Raw genomic sequence first — 16318 nt, forward strand, 5'->3', positions numbered from 1 at the left:
CCGGTTCGACACGAAGCGGCGACACGTAACGCTTAGGGCCGCCGACAGAACAAGACACGTTCGACGTACGAGGCGCGTCAGCCTTCCTCGGCGCTGACGAGTGCGTCATACGCAGTGGCATCGAGCAGTGCATCGAGCGCGTCGGGTTCGGCGAGCTTGAGCTTGATGATCCAGCCGTCCTCATAAGGGTTGTCGTTGACGGCTTCCGGAGCGTCCTCGAGTGATTCATTGACGGCGACGATTTCACCGCTCAGCGGTAAGTAGAGGTCGGAAGCGGCCTTGACGGATTCGATGACACCAAATTCTTCGCCGGCATCGAGTTGCCGGCCCGTTTCAGGGAGCTCGACGAAGACGACGTCTCCCAGGGATTCCTGGGCATGATCGGTGATGCCGATCGTGACAGTGCCGTCGTTGTTATCGAGGACCCATTCGTGGCTGTCGGTATAGCGAAGGTTGGCAGGGATGTGGCTCATCGTTATTTTCCTATACGAAAAGATTTTCTGATTTGGGGAATGTGAGTGCCATTATGCCTCATTGATTCGCCCTTGGCATCGTCGTCATGCAATTCTTCATGCCATTTGGCTCGACCGCTCACTAAGGGTGGACAGGATAGCGACGAGCGTCCAGCAAAAAGCCATGCTGCCTATAAGCTCGCGCATGTGGTGGACCTCAGGCACAGTCCCTCGCATGGCTGTGATGAGCTCGCGCATGAGGGGCGCCCACGTGCATCGAAAGTGCAGCGGCTAGCCAGCGGTTCAGAGAGGGCAAGGCGCGATGTCTTGCGGTTGCCAAGCCAAGAGACAGCGATTAGCCTGCGTTTCTAATAAGAAACTTGTTGTGCTCGTGTCTTTGCCTGCATGACGGTGCGAGTAAGCGACGAGATTTCTGTTCATAGCACTTGATGCGTCATGTTGTTCTGTTAGTATGGCGAAATGCCAAGCTGATCCGCTAAAGTCCAGAGGGGGCTGGCGGTTATCTTTTTGAATCAATGCAATCGACGACAGTGCAGACTCTGCGCTGGATAACAACAAATGTCTGGGAGGACATCTCGTGGAAACACTCAATGCGGTATTCAGCGCCATCAATAATGTCGTATGGGGCCCCTTGATGCTCATCTTGCTGTTGGGGGTGGGGGTCTATCTACAGTTGGGGCTCAAGCTGCTGCCCATTCGCAAATTGGGCGCGGGGTTCGGCCTGCTCTGGAAAGGACGTAAAGCCGAGAAGGGCGATGAGGATGAGGGGGAAATTTCTCCCTTCAATGCGTTGATGACATCGCTTTCGGCCACCGTGGGTACCGGTAACATCGCGGGGGTCGCCACTGCCATCTTCCTGGGGGGACCCGGCGCCGTGTTCTGGATGTGGATAACGGCACTGGTAGGCATGGCGACGAAGTTTTCTGAAGCGGTATTGGCGGTGCGCTATCGCGAGGTCGATGCGGCCGGTGATCACGTTGGCGGGCCGATGTATTACATCCGCAACGGGCTGGGCAAAAAATGGGCCTGGCTAGGGGGATTGTTTGCCTTTTTCGGGGCGGTGGCCGCCTTCGGGATCGGCAATACCGTGCAGTCCAACTCGGTCGCCGATGGCCTCAGTGAATCACTGGGCATGCCCCATTGGCTGACCGGTGTGATCATCATGTTGCTGGCAGGCGCGGTGATTCTCGGTGGGATCAAGCGTATAGCCAAGGTGGCCGGCAAGCTGGTGCCGGTCATGGCGATCGCCTATATCATCTGTGGCTTGTTGGTGCTGATCATCAATATCGAGCATGTCGGCGCCGCGCTGGGATTGATTTTCGGCCATGCCTTTACGCCGGTGTCCGCCGCGGGCGGGTTTGCAGGCGCCGCCGTGGCCAAGGCGATTCAATATGGCGTGGCACGTGGCGTGTTTTCCAATGAAGCGGGACTGGGCAGTGCACCGATCGCCCATGCGGCGGCACAGACCAAGAACCCGGTTCGCCAAGGGCTCGTGGCGATGCTGGGAACGTTCATCGATACCATTATCGTGTGCTCGATCACTGCGTTGGCGATCTTGACCAGCACCGAGTGGACATCCGGTGAAACCGGTGCGGCGTTGACCGCAATGGCCTTCGACGGTGCGCTTCCCGGCATCGGTCAGTATGTGGTGTCCTTTGCGCTGGCGGTGTTCGCTTTCACGACCATCCTGGGGTGGGCTTTCTATGGTGAAAAGTGCTTCGAATATCTGTTCGGTGTCGCATCGATCAAGATCTACCGGGTGGTTTATATTCTGGCGATTCTCGTCGGGGCCGTCGCGCCACTGGATTTCGTCTGGCTCATGGCCAGCGTCTTCAATGCCATGATGGCGATTCCCAACCTGATTGCCTTGGCCCTTCTTTCTCCGGTGGTCTTCAAGCTCACCAGCGATCACTTTGCCGGCAAGACCGTCTTGCCCGGTGAAGATTTGGACGATAAACGCTGACCAATCTCGGGGCGACGGGGCGTCGCCCCTTCATGGATAACGACGAGGAAGCGATGATGTCCGACGACCTTCACCAGACGCCGCTGAACGACATGCATGTCTCGCTCGGCGCTAAAATGGTGCCTTTTGCCGGTTATAGCATGCCGGTGCAATATGCTTTGGGCGTCAAGAAAGAGCATGAGCATACGCGCCAGGCGTGCGGTCTATTCGATGTATCGCACATGGGGCAGCTCATTGTCTCCGGACCGTCGCCAGCGCGTGCCATTGAAACGTTGGTGCCGGCGGATATCGTGGACTTGCCGGCGGGAATGCAGCGCTATGCACTCTTTACCGGCAATGAGGGCGGTATTCTCGATGACCTGATGATCGTCAATCGTGGTCAAGATCTTTATGTCGTCGTCAATGCGGCATGCAAGGACCAGGATGTGACCCATCTGCGTATCGGGCTGGATGCTGAGCATCAAGTTGAAGTGCTCGACCGCGCCCTGCTGGCATTACAGGGACCGCAAGCCAAAGACGTCATGGCGCGCTTGTGTCCCCAGGCATGCGACCTCGTCTTCATGCATCATGGCCGATTCGAGGCGCTCGGTAGCGAGTTGTGGATCAGCCGCAGCGGTTATACCGGTGAGGACGGGTTCGAAATCTCCGTGCCTGTGGATGCTGCCGAGCAGCTGGCCAAGTGGCTGGTCGATCAGCCGGAAGTCGAGCCCATCGGCCTGGGCGCACGTGACTCGCTGCGCCTGGAAGCCGGGCTGTGTCTGTATGGGCATGACCTGGATACCCAGACGACACCTGCCGAGGCGAGTCTGATCTGGGCCGTGGGCAAATCCCGACGTATCGGTGGCGATCGTGAGGGAGGCTTTCCGGGAGCCGATGTCATCCTGCCGCAGATCGATACGAAGCAGATAACTCGAAAGCGTATCGGTCTGTTGGGCGAAGGACGAGCGCCGGTGCGAGAGGGCACTCCGCTTTATAGCGCCGAGGATCGTCATGTGGGCCGTGTGACATCGGGGAGTTTCGGGCCGACCCTTGGAAAGCCGGTTGCCATGGCGTATGTGGATATCGAGTTTGCTGCGTTGGAGACGACCCTGTATGCGGATGTCCGTGGCAAGCGCTTGCCCATGCAGGTGACGCGCATGCCGTTCGTGCCTGCCAACTACTATCGCGGGTAGTCTTAAACCAAGTATTGAAGAATACTTTATACCGTTATCTTTCTTTTTCAAGCCTCGATCAATGCTCGAGGCTTTTTCACATGATATGCCAGAAGCACTGCAAAGGAGAAAAGGTGTGCGTCCTCAGGCAGGAAGAGGCAGCCATTGACTCCGCAGGGCGATCCAGAGTCCTGCCTGCGCAATGCCGAATCCCAGTATGGCGCCTGCGGCAACGTCGCTCACGTAGTGCAGACCGAGAATGACCCGCGAGGCGGCGATGAGGACGCTCAACGGCAAGACCATCACGAGCAGCCAGGGGGACGACGCTGCTGACAGCGTGCAGAACATGACGGCATGCAACGTGTGGCCGCTGGGAAAGCTGTAGCGGTCCAGCGGTGGCATCGTGCAGGGAATGCTCGAGAAGGTGATGTAAGGGCGCTCTCGACACAGGCGTGTCTTGAGGAAGCGATAGAAAGCCGCCCCAGTCGCGGCACATAGGCCCCATATCAACGTCAGACGCCATCCCGCCTGGCCATGCAGGACCGGTTGCAGCAGGGCAAGGGCGACCCAGGCCGGCCAATCTCCGGCTCGGCTGCAGAACCGGAACACCCCATACACTAGACGCCGATGACTGAGCAGGGCGATACGCTGGCATAGCTGCCATTCGAGGGTGTCGAGCCGATCAAACATGGTGAGGGGTCGTGAGCGCATGCTGCGTCTCCTGGGCCGTCAGCGTCAAATAGGTGAAAAAGCGCTCGCCGATCAGGTCCCAGCGCTGGTGGACGACCTTCTCGCGGGCGGCACGCCCCATGCGGGCGCGGGAGGCGGGTTGGAGACAGAAATCGACGGCGGCCTGCACGAAGGCGTCGTCGTCGTTGGCATCGATGAGGCGTCCTTCGTGGTTATCGGCGATCAATTCGCTGGCGGCTGCCTGGTCGAATGCCACGACGGGGAGGCCGCTGGCCATGGCTTCAGGCACGACATTGCCGTATGTCTCGGAGTGCGAAGGAAATAGAAACATATCGGCACTGGCGTAGTGCTGGGCCAAGGCTTCTCCTGTGAGAAATCCAGTGAAAATAGCGTCTGGCAGTTGCCGTTCGAGACGTGACCGCTCGGGGCCATCCCCCACCAGTACAGGAATGACGTTCGGTTGGACGAATTGCATCTCGCGCAGCGCGCGGACCAGTAGGCGAGTATTCTTTTCGGCGGCGAGGCGTCCCGCATAGAGTGCGACGGGCCGATGGTCGTCGGCGCCCCAACGCGCTCTGAGTTGAGCATCACGCCGCGTAGGGGCGAAGCGCTCGGCATCGATGCCTCGGCCCAGAATGTCGACATGCCGGAAGCCACGTTGCAGCAGGCGGTCGGCCTGCAGGCGCGTGGGTACCAACGTCATGTGACAACGATTGTGGAAATAGCGTAGGCCAGCGGTGACGATACCGCTGAGGGCACGCAAATGGTAGTTGGCAGCGTATTGATCGAAATTGGTGTGAAAGCCACCTACGACGGGAATCGACAAGTGGCGTGCCGTGGCCAGTGCAGCCCAGCCGAGCGGGCCCTCGGTGGCGATGTAGATCACGTCGGGACGTGACTGGCGCCATAGGCGGGACAAGCGCCGCCAATCGGGCGCCCCGACATGGACACCTGCATAACCGGGAAGGGAAAACGCACGCACTTGCATGTCACGTTCGGCACGGCCTTCACGACCGCCCGATGGCGGCTTCGGCCTTATCAGTTGCAGGGTGACACCGCGGCCAACGAGGTATTGCGCCAAGTGTCCCAGCGTATGTGCCACACCATTGATTTCGGGGGTCCAGGTTTCACTGACCAATGCGACTCGCATGATGCGCCCTCCGTGTCATATCGAGACATCGTCAGACTGGGACACCGTCATGACAGCCGTGCGTCATTGCCGTGATGATTCGATGTCGTGCTGCTCCTTCAGCGTAGCACGCGCTCCGGGTCGACAGGCTTGCCACCGTGGCGCACATCGAACAACAAGTCGTCACGACCGGTAGCGTGTCGGTAGCCGATATCACAGACTGGGGTGCCTTGCGTGACATGATCGCCATCCTCGACGAGAAGGCGTTTGCAGAGCGCATAGACGCTTTGCATGTTGTCGGCATGGTGGATGATGACCACGCGCCCCAGCTGCCGCATGCTGTTGGCAAAGCGTACGGTACCATCGGCGACAGCACGGGCTTGGCTGTCGCTGGGGGCGGATAGCAGCATGGGCTGGAGGGTGCCGTGTGCATCGGTACCATAGCGCCGCGAAATCTTGTAGTCGTCGAGTGGCCAGCGCCAGTCTTTGGCACTGGATGGCATGGCGCCAGGGTCGGGTAGCTGGCGACTGCGTGGCGAGGGAGGGGATGGCTGGGAGCCCCCTGAGAGAGGGACCTGGATCAATTGCCCGACGCGTAAGGCATTGGCGTCGGTATTGGGATTGGCTGCCTGCAGGCGGCGAGGATTGCCGTCAAAAAGACGCGCGATACTGGTAAAGGTGTCGCCTGGGCGAACCTGGTACCGGTAGGGACCGCCACTGGGAGCGCGTTCACGTCGTGTCGGGACGAGGATGCGTTGCCCGATAGCAAGCCGCCGAGCATCGACGCCTGGATTGAAACGTTGCAAACGCAAGAGCGGGATATTGGCACGCTTGGCAATCTCGCCGAGCGTGTCACCCCGTTGAATGGATATCCAGTTGCCCGCGATGTGACCGCCTCGGTAGCCACCGGCGCCAGGACCGCCGGCGCAGCCGGCAAGTATCAGGACAAAGAGGAGGAGGGAAACGACGCGAGCGCACGATCCTTTTCCTCCCATAGCGCATTCAGCCATGAATGAAAGCGTTCCTTGTAATCCGTGTCCAGATGATAGTCGCCATTGCTCATCCAATCGGGCACGCTCAGTTGGCGCGCCTCCATGTGTATGGGGAGTTCGCGACCGCACAGGAAATGCCAGAAGTTCGGGGTCGCATGGCGGTAATGAAGCGTGACGTCCAGGATGCCGCTCAGGCGGTCGCCCATTAGACGTATCACCTGTGCGGTCCCGCCGGCCTTGGGGCGCAGCAGATGCTGATAGGGACTCGCTTGGTGATCGCGCTTGGCGGGCGTGAAGCGGGTGCCCTCGACGAAGTTGTAGATCGTCATCGGCATCTCCCGCGCTCGCTCGCACATGCGCTGCGTTGCAAGGCGATCGCGTTCGGCCAACTGCGGTCGCTTGCTAAGCTCGCTGCGCGCATATCGACGCATGAAAGGAAACTCGAGTGCCCACCAGGCAAGGCCGATGATCGGAACGAAGATCAGTTCACGCTTGAGAAAGAACTTGGGCATCGAGGTTCGTCCGTACAGCACGTACTGCATGACGAAGATGTCCGTCCAGCTTCGGTGGTTGGCGATGACCAGCCACCACTGGCTGGGCGCTAGTCCCTCGGGTACGTGCGCGGTGATGTCTGGCTTGAGCCAATGACGGATCCACCAGTTGTTGGTAGCGATCCAGGCCAGGGCGATGGCGTTGAGGCCTGCCAGTAGGCGTACCCGCAAGCGGCGCGTCGGCGTTACGAGCTTGGTGAGCGTCAGCAGGTAAAGCGGTACGCCCCAGAAAAGCGTATTGGCAATCAGCAACAGCACGCTTGTCAGCCCCTTGAGGGTCGCCATGCCGTTCTCCTTCAATGACTTGGCAGCTCATGCTACTGGATCGCGTAGCGGCTGCCCAGTCTCGGACAAGGCGATGACGTGCGTATCATTCGGCGAGCTCAGGGAGATCGACGAAAAGCTCAAGGGCTTCGGGGTTGGCCAACGCATCGCGATTCTTGACCGGCTCGCCATGGACGACGTTACGTACGGCGACTTCGACGATCTTCCCCGACAGGGTGCGGGGGATGTCCTCCACAGCGATGATCTTGGCGGGGACGTGGCGTGGGGTCGTGTGCAAGCGTATCGTGCGCCGGATTTCGTCACGTTTGGCGTCGTCAAGTATGACCTGCGGACGCATACGGACGAAAAGGATCACGCGCACGTCGTTCTGCCAGGCTTGGCCGATACATAGCGACTCAAGTACGCCGTCGACCTTTTCGACTTGTCGGTAGATCTCGGCGGTGCCGATACGCACGCCACCTGGGTTGAGAACGGCATCCGAACGCCCATGGATGATGACGCCGCCATGGGGTGTCAGTTCGGCGTAGTCGCCATGTGCCCAGGTACCTGGGAATGTCGAGAAGTAAGCCTCACGGTAACGCTCGCCATCGGGGTCGTTCCAGAAGCCGGTGGGCATGGAAGGAAAGGGACGCTTACAGACGAGTTCGCCTTTTTCGTTAGTGAGGCTTCGTCCGTGATCATCGAAAACATCGACGGCCATGCCGAGTCCGCGGCATTGCAGTTCGCCACGGTAGACGGGGCGGATCGGACAGCCCAACGCGAAGCAGGATACGATATCCGTTCCCCCGGAAATCGACGCCAGCATGAGATCGTGCTTGATTGCGTCATAGACGTAATCGAACGATTCATGGGGTAACGCCGAACCGGTGGAGAGTAGTGCTCGTAGCCGTGAAAGATCCACTTGCGTGCGAGGCGTCAAGCCTTCCTTGTCACAGGCCGAGAGGTATTTCGCGCTGGTGCCGAAGACCGTGACGCCTTCGTCGCTGGCGATGCGCCATAACGTCTCGGCATGCGGTGCAAACGGTGACCCGTCGAAGAGCACTAGAGTGGCGCCGGAGCCGAGGCCGGACACCAGCCAGTTCCACATCATCCAGCCACAGGTGGTGTAATAGAAAAAGACATCGTCGGCGTCGATATCGGTATGCAGGCGATGCTCTTTGAGGTGTTGCAGCAGCGCGCCGCCCGCCGAGTGGATGATGCATTTGGGGACACCTGTGGTGCCCGAGGAATAGAGAATGTAAAGCGGATGATCGAAGGGCAGTGCCTGGAAGTCGATTTCGCTGGCGTCATTATCCAGATAGTCGGCCCAGGCGATGGCCCGGGGGATGTCATCGAGGCGCGGCGCGTCTTCAAGGAAGGGAAAAACCACGACATGCTTTAGCGAGTCGATGGCATTGGCAATATCGGCGATGCGCTCTCGCGTATCGATGGCCTTGCCGTTCCAGGTATAGCCATCGGTGGCGATCAATACCTTGGGAGCGATTTGCCCGAAGCGATCCAATACGCCATTGAAGCCGAATTCTGGTGAGCACGACGACCACACCGCCCCGAGGCTGGCCGTAGCAAGCAAGGCGATGATGGCATGTTCGCTGTTGGGCACGAAGCCGGCGACGCGGTCGCCTTCCGTGACACCGCTGGCCTGGAGTGCGTGGGCTAGCTTGGCGACATTGTCGTATAACTCGGCATAGCTGATGACGCGCCGTCGCAGGCGTTCATCGCGAACGATCAAGGCAGGGTGTTGGTCACGCCGGCGCAACATGTTGGCGGCATAGTTCAAGCGTGCGTGCGGAAACCAGCGTGCGCCGGGCATGGCATCGGGACGGACCAGAACGTCATCGCCACGCTGCTCGGCGACAATGTCGAACTCATCCCACAGGAGCCCCCAGAAGGTGTCCAGGTGTTCGACGCTCCAGGCATGCAGTGCCTCGTAGTCCGTCAAAGACGTACCGTACTCACGATCGATGCGCTGCATCAGTGCATGCATTTGCGTGCTTTGTCTGGCCGTCGTCGACGGCTCCCAAAGGGGCGTGGTCATGTGGCCTCCGAGTCATCTGCGTCGACGTCTATTTTTCGGGCTACGTCACATGGAGCGGCATGACGAGGCCGCGCGACGATGTTGCAATGCACCATGAGGGTATTAAAAACAAGTCGATAAGGTGTTGTCCACTCGACGAAAGGGGAGTGCGATAGCACGGTGTGTGCGTTCGGCGTGACGATGACAGAGAGATGATGAAAATCTGACCAATCCAAGACGAGGTGGGAAACGACAAGCCGACATGGCGTCTTCGCCATCGCTCATGCACAGCGTTATCCACAGTTTTTGTGGATGACTTTTCTCATCCCCTGAAAGGGACATGTCTGACCTTCTACGCTGGATGGAAGGGCCGTGATATCCAGGAGTAGGTGTCGTCCTGCGCGCTAGCAGGTAGACTAGTGCGCTTGCCCATTGCAGTGTCCGGGCGTGTCTCAAGAAGGCATGCCGAATTCATACGCTATTATCGCCAGGAGGTCGATTTGCGCAGCTTGCCCGCAACCCTGCCCATTCTATTTCTCAGTGAAATCAGTTTCTTGCTTGGTCATGGCCTGATCATGACGTTGCTTGGGGTGCGCATGTCGCTGGAGGGTTTTCCCTCCCAGATGGCGGGCTTGTTGATGTCGAGCTTCTCGTTGGGATTCGTGATCGGCAGCTATCTGATCGAGAAACGCATCCGTACGGTAGGCCATATTCGTGTTTTCGCGGCCTGTGCGGCCGTGCTGGCGGCGACGGCGATGCTGCATGGGTTATGGGTGGATCCTTGGGCATGGCTGCTGTGGCGCTTGTTCGGCGGCGCGGCGACGGCAGGCTTGCTGATGGTGATGGAGTCCTGGGTATCGGGGGAATCGACGAACGATAACCGAGGCCGGGTGCTGGGTTGGTACCTGGTCATTTCGACCTCGTCCCTGGCGGTTGGGCAATGGCTGCTCAATGTCGCCGATCCAGCGACATTCGTACTGTTTTCGGTCTCGGGGATCCTTTTCACGCTGTCGCTGGTGCCGTTGTCGATTCACCGCATACATGGCCCGACGCGTTCATCGCATGAGGTTTCCAGCAAAATCTCGCTACGGGAATTATACCGCCGTGCGCCGGTCGGGCTGGTGGGGGCCTTCACCGCAGGGTTGATGGTTCAAGCGTTCTTTGCCATGACGCCTTTCTATGGGCAGGAAATTGGCCTGTCGACCGCACAAACGGCGCAATTCATGGCGATCACGACCCTGGTGGCGCTAGTGGCGCAATGGACGCTGGGGCGTATTTCCGATCGTTTTGATCGCCGCAAGGTAATTCTCTTCATGGCCCTGGTCATGGCCGTGACCGGGGTCATGATTTCGGTGGCGGCGAGATTCGACTTCTGGGTGTTGCTGGTGGTGGCTTGCTTCCATACCGCGATGTTGCACACGCTCTATTCCTTGAGCCTGTCGCACACCAACGATTGGCTCGATCCCGAGGAAACCATCCAGGCCAATGCGAAGCTGTTGATCTGGTATGGGATCGGCTCGGTTATCGGGCCTTATAGCGCTTCGTTGATCATGGAGGTGACCGGTCCAGACGGGCTATGGCTATTCTTGGGCGGGGCCGCGCTGGCGCTGGCAATGTTCGTCATGGTCAGGCTTCATGGCACCAAGGGCGTCCCGTCGGAAGTGGCGCAAGAGCCTTATGTGGCAGCCGTGCCCATGGTTGAGTCGACGCATTATCTCAGTGAGATGGATCCCCGGTTCGAGCCTCAGCAATTTGAGCTCGATTTCGAACCTTCCTACGAAGACGATTGGGCGGCCTATGAAAGCAGTGAGCCACGGCCGGAAGCAGAGGAAGCGGCGCGATGATCGGTACCGTCTAGGCGTTGAGTTCGCAGCGTGTGTGTTGTGGTAACAAGAGCTCCGCCGCGCGTTCGCGTGTTCCTGGCAGTCGCTTCTGCACGAGCGCAAGGCCACCGCTGGCGACGCGGTGTTCATCGCCCGCCGCAAAGACGGTGCGTTGCGTGCAGCATGCATAGTAGCGATGTTCGAGCAGAGGGGAGATCGGCAAAAGAGCATCCGCTCGACCTCCGGGTTTGAGGCCTGCCTCGTCGATAATGCTGGCGTATGTGGTGATATCACCGCCCCCTGATCGCTGACAGTCGAAGCCGACATGATGCATGCGTGGCCCCATGATCGCCAGCCAGGCGGCAAGTGGGTGGGCTGCTTGTAGTTGCTGGTAAGTCGCCCAGTCGGGCATGGGCCAGGGACGTCCTCGAGTCAGCAGGTTCTGGCCGCGACTATCCTGCGGATGAGCGCGTTTGATGAGCGTCTCCAAGTGGTGACGCGGCGTGTGGGTCAAGGTATCCAACTGCAGCTCTATGAGGATGATCCAGGCATCGTCATTGCCTGGACTGAGCACGTTGGCCAGTATGCCACGATCAGCCATGGCGTGATTTCCGACACGCCGATAGCCGAAATGATGAAGCGCTGGGAGCAAGCGCTGTGCTTGGTAGGGTGCGCGATTGAGTGTCACCAGCACGCAGAACTCGGCGCCCAACTCGGGTGGCCAGAGCGATAGGGCCCCTATATCGGGATGACAATGGATATAGTCGAGCCACAATTGCTGCAGGAATTCATCGCGTTGCATGACTGACACCTCGCCTCCTGTCGCAATGCACTTAGTATAGTGCTTTCTCATGGCGTAGGCGGATGCGTATTCAACGCTCAAAAGCAGGGGGAGTGATGAAGAAGGAAGGCAGCGCCAACGAATGCGTTGTTGACGCTGAGGAGAACCTTAGCCCTGAGTGGCAGGCATGAGTTCGTTATCGCGGACGTGCTGATCGAACTCGGTAAAGCCGCCGATATGGGTCTGACCGATGAATATTTGCGGTACCGTCTCGACAGGCTTGCCGATGGTCTTTTCCATGTCGGCTTTGGTAATGCCTTCTTCGTGAATGTCGATGTAACGGAAATCGAAGTCATCGCGTGCTTCGCTCAGCTGTTCAGCGAGTTCCTTGGCGCGCACGCAGAAGGGGCAGCCGGGACGGCCGAAAATCACTGTCAACATAAAGGCTCCTTTTGATTGAGGGATTCGTGGACCATGAAAATTGATCCCATTGTTTCGAAAACGTCGATAACTTGCCAATGAAGTCTTGCTACGCAAGCTATTGGAACGCTCTATGACACGTCAAACCTGTGCCTCAATTTCGTCCAGCCGGCCCTCATCGGATTTCAACAGCACGTCACGCAATGCATTATATATCCTGGGGGCACTCACTAGCATGTTTTCCCCATACAACTCGGTCGGGATGCGGTCGGGGCATTGATAAAGATGGCCGGTCTTGGCGCCCGCTTCGCGCGCGATCAACAAGCCTGCAGCAAAATCCCAGGGCGAGACACTTTCATAATACGCATCCAGACGGCCGCAAGCGACGTGGCACAGATCCAGGGCGGCCGATCCGTTGCGGCGTATGTCACGGCAACTGGTGAGTACGCCGGTGAGGCGACGTAGCAAGGGAGCACGCGCATCGCGGCGATAAGGGAATCCCGTGGCAACCAAGCTGCGTGGCAAGTCGCTCGCCTTGCTGACCTCAATGGGAGCGCCGTTCAGCCAAGCCCCTTCGCCGCGTATCGCCGTGAACGTTTCTCCCAGGAAGGGCGCATGTACGACGCCCAAGCGTGGCTTGCCTTCCGATACCCAGGCGATGGACACCGCAACATGCGGATGGCCATAGGCAAAATTCACCGTGCCGTCGATGGGATCGACAATCCATAGGGCTTCGTTGCTCTCGAGCACGTCACGATCCGGAGAAATTTCTTCCGTCAGGCGTGCATCGTCGTGAAAGTGGGTGTCGAGCTCGGCGGCGATGAGCCGATCGATCTCGACATCGGCGTCTGTCACGAGCTCGTCGCCACTTTTGTAGCGCTGCTGAAACGCTTGCGACTCGCGCGCCGCCACGATGCGCTCTCCTGCCAGCCGTGCGATGCGCTCGGCCTCGGCAAGCCGTTGGGAAGGCTCCATGTGGTCTCCTGGGATTGATGCGTACGTTCGTGGCGTTAAGTTTAACAGGCCTGCCGTATGGTGTAAGTGATGCTGGCATACGCCGCAACTCACGTCTTATTCTGAACGCAGTTCATCCCGTCATCGAGGAGAGAGCCATGGTAACGCCATCCAGTTCGGGCCATCCGCGTGTCGCGATCGTGACCGGCAGTTCCAGCGGTATCGGTGAAGCGGTGGTCAAGCAGTTTTGCCAAGAAGGGCTGCAAGTCTTGGCGGTGGATGCCAACCCACAAGGCGTGGATATCGCAGACGCGGCGGGGGCCGTCTTCTACCAAGCTGACCTCACTGACCCGGAGGCGTGCCGTGGCGCGGTGACGGAAGCCATCAAGCGTTTCGGGCATGTCGATATACTGGTCAACAACGCAGGCATCCAGCATGTGGAAGCACTGGAAAACTTTCCTGAAGCAAAGTGGCGTCAAATCATCGATCTCATGCTGACGGCCCCTTTCTTGCTCACGCAGGCGGTCTGGCCGTACATGCGTCGAGGGCAGTGGGGACGCGTCATCAATATGGCATCTATCCATGCCACGGTGGCGTCACCCGGCAAGGCCGCTTATGTCAGTGCCAAGCATGGCTTGATCGGACTGACACGAACGGCGGCTCTGGAAGGCGGTGAGTCTGGCATCACGGTCAATGCCCTGTGTCCGGCCTACGTGCGTACCCCCTTGGTGCAAAACCAGATCGAGGATCAGGCACGTCTTAATGGCATGGACGAGCAGCAGGTGATCGAGGAGGTGATGCTGAAAAGTGCGGCCATCAAGCGCCTTATCGAGCCTGGCGAAGTGGCGGCACTGGTCAGTTATCTGGCCTCGGAGCAGGCCGGTGCAGTGACCGGCGCCTGCTGGAGCATGGACCTGGGGTGGACCGCGCAGTAACAGGATGCTTGATTAGCGTCTCACGGGGCGCTTTTGCAATTTCCGCTGAAGCGTTCGGCGATGCATCCCCAGCGCACGTGCGGTGGCGGAGATATTGCCATCGTGTTCCTGTAGCACCTTCTGAATATGCTCCCAGGTAACCCGGTTGACGGAAGGTGGATTATCGGCGATGTCGATGTCAGGATCGCCGCCTTCTCGTTCCAGAGACGCCAGTATTTCGTCGGCGTCGGCCGGTTTGCACAGATAATTGACGGCACCCAGCTTGATGGCCTCCACGGCGGTCGCGATGCTCGAGTAACCCGTCAGCACGACAATGCGGCACGCTGGAACCAGTGTCAGCAATTCGGGGAGTAGCTTGAGGCCCGAAGAATGCTCGAGCTTCAGATCGAGCGTCGCCATGTGTGGTGGTGCTTGGCGTACGCTGGCCAACGCTTCTTCTTCGGTCATTGCGGTGGCGACGTCGAACCCTCTGCGTCGCATGGCGCGGGCCATGACCAGGCAAAACTGTTCGTCGTCGTCGATGATCAGTAGCCGTTCGGCATCTGCTGACATGAATGTTCTCCTTGCTGTCAGGTGGGGGCGCCGGATGTCGCTCTTGGTAGCTTGACCTCGGTAAGCGTGCCGCCTTCTTCGTGATTGTAGAGGCTGACACCGCCGCCGAAACGGTTGATCGTGGCGTGTGTCAGGAACAGGCCGATCCCCATGCCTTTGCTCTTGGTCGAAATGAAGGTTTCGCCCAGCTGGTCGGCGATATTCATCGAGACGCCAGGCCCATGGTCGCGAATGTCGATGATGACGTCATCCTGCGTCCAGTCGAGAAGAATGGAAATATCCAAGGGATTGGCGTCGGCGGCATTGTTGAGCAAGTTCATGATCGCTTGTTCGAGCGTAGTGTCGGTCGCGATATAAGGCGTGCCACGCTTGCCTTGTATATCGATGTCGTGGCTAACGTCGGGTCGCAACACCAGCCAACGTTGCAAAACATTGCGCAACCAGGTCTCAGCCGCGGCGATGTCCGGCTTGGCCAAGCGCCGCCTATCTGCGTTGGCCACGAGCGTCTGCAAGCGGGCTTTGCAGGTATCGACTTGTTGCCGCAATAGGTCGATATCCTCCACGAGGAGTGGGTTGTCGCGGGCGTCTTGCCGCATCTCGCTAAGCAGCACCGCCATGGTCGAGAGCGGCGTACCCAGCTCATGAGCGGTGCCGGCAGCCTGTGTGGCAACGGCAAGCACCTGCTCATTGCGCAAGGCTGTCTCGCGTGTTCGCGAGAGCGTGAGGTCGCGCCGTCGCAATGCATGTGCCATCTTGAAGATGAAGAATGTCACCAGCCCAGCGGATAAACCGAAGTTCAGCCACATGCCAATGATGTGCAGGCGAATTCCGGTACCCACAAAGCCGTTGCTGAGCTGTGGGACGGGTTCGTAAAACAGCATCATGGTGGTGTAACTGGCCAGGGAAGCGGCGGCAATGATCCAGGCAAAACGCCAGGGGAGCGTTGCCGCGGCGATGGTCACCGGTACCAGGTAGTAGGTGATGAAAGGATTGGTGGAGCCTCCTGTGTAATAGAACAAGAGACTCAATCCCCCCACATCGGTCAATAAATGAACGAGATACTCGGTATCCGTCACGGCTCGCGGGCGTCCCAGTCGCCACCAAGTGGCGACGTTGACCAGTCCCATGGCGATGATGACGAGAATGACGGGCATGACATGAAGCTGAAAGCCCAGTATTTCGATCCCGAAGATGATCGCCCCTAGAAAACCGGTCCACGTGATGCCGCGCACGATGGTCAGCCGTACCAGGTTGCGGTTAGGGGTGGAAAGAGGTAAGGGCTGGTGCATGGAAGCTCCCGACATGCGATACGAAAGGCATGATAACCGATAGCGACAACGGCGACAGCCGGACGGGGAGGGTGATAATGCCGCACCCCAGCTTACTTGCTTGCGATATGAGCCGTGGCAGTCTTGCCAGCACGAAAAACCCCTTGCGTTCACGGCGCTGTATCCGTAGAGTACGCATCCGCTGCCGGCGACGGGCTTCGTGGCCGGCGGTGTGAAGGTGACGCAAGTGACTGACTTGCTTGAGATTTCCAGGTTCGCCTCGAGACTTCTCGCTTGACAGTGACGCCGGATTCGGTAGAATGCGCCGCACCTCGAA

15 protein-coding genes are annotated in these 16318 nt (G+C 59.0%); 4 read left to right on the forward strand and 11 right to left on the reverse strand.

Translation table 11 applies throughout. The features are described 5' to 3' along the window. Positions 1-77: 77 nt before the first annotated feature. A complete protein-coding gene (gcvH, locus tag C8E00_RS03265; protein WP_133694418.1) occupies positions 78-473 on the reverse strand; it encodes a glycine cleavage system protein GcvH in 396 nt (131 codons plus the stop codon). Positions 474-1050: 577 nt separating this feature from the next. On the opposite strand from gcvH, the gene C8E00_RS03270 reads away from it, so the two are divergent. Then, on the forward strand, positions 1051-2436 hold the full coding sequence (locus tag C8E00_RS03270; protein WP_133694420.1) for an alanine/glycine:cation symporter family protein: 1386 nt from the start codon (positions 1051-1053) through the stop codon (positions 2434-2436). 56 nt (positions 2437-2492) lie between these two features. Continuing rightward, complete coding sequence (gene gcvT, locus C8E00_RS03275; RefSeq protein WP_133694422.1) at positions 2493-3608, forward strand: glycine cleavage system aminomethyltransferase GcvT; 1116 nt, start codon at positions 2493-2495, stop codon at positions 3606-3608. A gap of 123 nt (positions 3609-3731) precedes the next feature. Here gcvT and C8E00_RS03280 read toward each other — a convergent pair whose 3' ends face one another. The 5 genes from C8E00_RS03280 to C8E00_RS03300 all read right to left on the reverse strand — a co-directional run bounded on the left by C8E00_RS03280 (position 3732) and on the right by C8E00_RS03300 (position 9269). Next, entirely contained in the window at positions 3732-4298 is a 567-nt protein-coding gene (locus tag C8E00_RS03280; RefSeq protein WP_166638229.1) for a phosphatase PAP2 family protein, read from the reverse strand. Then, positions 4270-5427 carry a glycosyltransferase family 4 protein gene (locus C8E00_RS03285; protein ID WP_133694425.1) on the reverse strand — a complete coding sequence of 386 codons (1158 nt, stop codon included), beginning with the start codon at positions 5425-5427 and terminating at the stop codon, positions 4270-4272. Before C8E00_RS03285 ends, C8E00_RS03280 begins: the two co-directional genes overlap by 29 nt. Positions 5428-5525: 98 nt before the next feature. Then, the gene (locus tag C8E00_RS03290; RefSeq protein WP_243833093.1) at positions 5526-6401 is read right to left on the reverse strand and encodes a M23 family metallopeptidase; all 876 of its coding nucleotides are present in this window, start codon (positions 6399-6401) and stop codon (positions 5526-5528) included. After that, on the reverse strand, positions 6347-7234 hold the full coding sequence (locus C8E00_RS03295; RefSeq protein ID WP_133694427.1) for an acyltransferase: 888 nt from the start codon (positions 7232-7234) through the stop codon (positions 6347-6349). The genes C8E00_RS03290 and C8E00_RS03295 overlap by 55 nt, the downstream gene beginning before the upstream one ends. A gap of 85 nt (positions 7235-7319) precedes the next feature. Next, complete coding sequence (locus tag C8E00_RS03300) at positions 7320-9269, reverse strand: acetoacetate--CoA ligase (protein ID WP_133694429.1); 1950 nt, start codon at positions 9267-9269, stop codon at positions 7320-7322. Between the two features lie 479 nt (positions 9270-9748). On the opposite strand from C8E00_RS03300, the gene C8E00_RS03305 reads away from it, so the two are divergent. Further along, positions 9749-11092: an MFS transporter gene (locus tag C8E00_RS03305; RefSeq protein WP_133694431.1), complete on the forward strand. Its 1344-nt coding sequence runs from the start codon at positions 9749-9751 to the stop codon at positions 11090-11092. A 10-nt stretch (positions 11093-11102) separates the two neighbouring features. On the opposite strand, the gene C8E00_RS03310 is transcribed toward C8E00_RS03305, so the two are convergent. The 3 genes from C8E00_RS03310 to C8E00_RS03320 all read right to left on the reverse strand — a co-directional run bounded on the left by C8E00_RS03310 (position 11103) and on the right by C8E00_RS03320 (position 13247). Beyond that, a complete protein-coding gene (locus C8E00_RS03310) occupies positions 11103-11873 on the reverse strand; it encodes a VOC family protein (protein ID WP_133694434.1) in 771 nt (256 codons plus the stop codon). Between the two features lie 147 nt (positions 11874-12020). Further along, positions 12021-12293: a GrxA family glutaredoxin gene (locus tag C8E00_RS03315; protein ID WP_133694436.1), complete on the reverse strand. Its 273-nt coding sequence runs from the start codon at positions 12291-12293 to the stop codon at positions 12021-12023. Positions 12294-12413: 120 nt separating this feature from the next. After that, entirely contained in the window at positions 12414-13247 is an 834-nt protein-coding gene (locus C8E00_RS03320; protein ID WP_133694438.1) for an inositol monophosphatase family protein, read from the reverse strand. Positions 13248-13384: 137 nt separating this feature from the next. Here C8E00_RS03320 and C8E00_RS03325 point away from each other — a divergent pair, with 137 nt between their 5' ends. Beyond that, entirely contained in the window at positions 13385-14161 is a 777-nt protein-coding gene (locus tag C8E00_RS03325; RefSeq protein ID WP_133694441.1) for a 3-hydroxybutyrate dehydrogenase, read from the forward strand. A gap of 12 nt (positions 14162-14173) precedes the next feature. On the opposite strand, the gene C8E00_RS03330 is transcribed toward C8E00_RS03325, so the two are convergent. Both C8E00_RS03330 and C8E00_RS03335 read right to left on the reverse strand, forming a co-directional pair. Then, positions 14174-14713, reverse strand: a complete 540-nt coding sequence (locus C8E00_RS03330) for a response regulator transcription factor (protein ID WP_133694444.1) — start codon at positions 14711-14713, stop codon at positions 14174-14176. A 17-nt stretch (positions 14714-14730) separates the two neighbouring features. Beyond that, positions 14731-16002 (reverse strand): ATP-binding protein, encoded by a 1272-nt coding sequence (locus C8E00_RS03335; RefSeq protein WP_133694446.1) that lies wholly within the window; start codon positions 16000-16002, stop codon positions 14731-14733. Between the last annotated feature and the right edge of the window lie 316 nt (positions 16003-16318).

Origin of the sequence: Chromohalobacter marismortui (genome assembly GCF_004364315.1) — a bacterium.
GTDB classification, from domain to species: domain Bacteria; phylum Pseudomonadota; class Gammaproteobacteria; order Pseudomonadales; family Halomonadaceae; genus Chromohalobacter; species Chromohalobacter marismortui.

Bases quoted from the DNA above. Each gene is read 5' to 3' on its own strand.
- C8E00_RS03290 (WP_243833093.1), bottom strand. From the start codon at position 6,401: ATGGGAGGAAAAGGATCGTGCGCTCGCGTCGTTTCCCTCCTCCTCTTT.
- C8E00_RS03295 (WP_133694427.1), bottom strand. From the start codon at position 7,234: ATGGCGACCCTCAAGGGGCTGACAAGCGTGCTGTTGCTGATTGCCAAT.
- C8E00_RS03320 (WP_133694438.1), bottom strand. From the start codon at position 13,247: ATGGAGCCTTCCCAACGGCTTGCCGAGGCCGAGCGCATCGCACGGCTG.
- C8E00_RS03335 (WP_133694446.1), bottom strand. From the start codon at position 16,002: ATGCACCAGCCCTTACCTCTTTCCACCCCTAACCGCAACCTGGTACGG.
- gcvH (WP_133694418.1), bottom strand. From the start codon at position 473: ATGAGCCACATCCCTGCCAACCTTCGCTATACCGACAGCCACGAATGG.
- C8E00_RS03285 (WP_133694425.1), bottom strand. From the start codon at position 5,427: ATGCGAGTCGCATTGGTCAGTGAAACCTGGACCCCCGAAATCAATGGT.
- C8E00_RS03300 (WP_133694429.1), bottom strand. From the start codon at position 9,269: ATGACCACGCCCCTTTGGGAGCCGTCGACGACGGCCAGACAAAGCACG.
- C8E00_RS03330 (WP_133694444.1), bottom strand. From the start codon at position 14,713: ATGTCAGCAGATGCCGAACGGCTACTGATCATCGACGACGACGAACAG.
- gcvT (WP_133694422.1), top strand. From the start codon at position 2,493: ATGTCCGACGACCTTCACCAGACGCCGCTGAACGACATGCATGTCTCG.
- C8E00_RS03315 (WP_133694436.1), bottom strand. From the start codon at position 12,293: ATGTTGACAGTGATTTTCGGCCGTCCCGGCTGCCCCTTCTGCGTGCGC.
- C8E00_RS03280 (WP_166638229.1), bottom strand. From the start codon at position 4,298: ATGCGCTCACGACCCCTCACCATGTTTGATCGGCTCGACACCCTCGAA.
- C8E00_RS03310 (WP_133694434.1), bottom strand. From the start codon at position 11,873: ATGCAACGCGATGAATTCCTGCAGCAATTGTGGCTCGACTATATCCAT.
- C8E00_RS03325 (WP_133694441.1), top strand. From the start codon at position 13,385: ATGGTAACGCCATCCAGTTCGGGCCATCCGCGTGTCGCGATCGTGACC.